Genomic DNA, 762 nt, shown 5'->3' on the forward strand with positions numbered 1-762 from the left:
GGATCGGCCTCACCAAGGCGCTGGAAAAGCCGGAGTGGCTGGACGATGAGCGCTTTGCGACGCCCAGTGCGCGAGACGAGCACGTCAACGAACGTCTCCTGTTGACCCAGGAGGTCCTGAAGTCGAGGACCACGTCCGAGTGGATGGCCCGACTCGAGGCGCACGACGTGCCTTGCGCTCCGGCGCTGAAGCGCAACGAGGTGCTAAACCACCCGCAGGTGGTGGCCGCCGGCACCATCGTGGAGTTCGACCATCACGCCGCGGGGCGCCTGCGGCAAGCTCGCCCACCCGCGCAGTTCGACAAGACGCCTTGCTCCATCCGGCGCGGCGCCCCTTTGCTCGGCGAGCACACCGACGAGGTGTTGGAGGAACTGGGCTATTCGGAAAACACTCGCCGCGAACTGCGCACGGCGAGGATCACGGGCAGCGAATACCTGCGCAACAAAGGCTAATGGAGACAAACTCATGACAAAGAAAATTCTGGTGGTTGGTGCGGACCGTGGCATCGCCAATGCGATCTGCCTTCAGTTGCAGGCGCGCGGCGACCGCGTGATCGCGGCCTGCCTGGGCAGCGGCGAGGGCTTCACCGAAGGGGGCGTCGAGACCATCGGTGGCATCGATGTCACGTCGCCCGAGGCTGTCCGCCGCCTCGCCGAGGAGATGAAGGCGCGCAACGCTCGCCTGGACTGGGTGCTGCATGTCGCTGGCGTTCTCGGCCTCGACCAGTTCGGCGACATTGACTACGACGACATGCGCCGGCAA

Annotated in this window: 2 protein-coding genes; both read left to right on the forward strand. The window is 65.5% G+C overall.

Annotation, left to right across the window (positions count from 1 at the left end; translation table 11 throughout):
* The coding region (locus AC1DY5_RS57575) for a CoA transferase (protein WP_478123031.1) at window positions 1–452 on the forward strand (452 nt) is incomplete at its 5' end.
* A gap of 13 nt (window positions 453–465) precedes the next feature.
* Window positions 466–762 (forward strand): SDR family NAD(P)-dependent oxidoreductase (locus AC1DY5_RS57580; protein ID WP_478123032.1); only part of this gene is annotated, 297 nt, incomplete at its 3' end.

It is taken from the genome of Variovorax sp. P4_D9 (genome assembly GCF_056401695.1).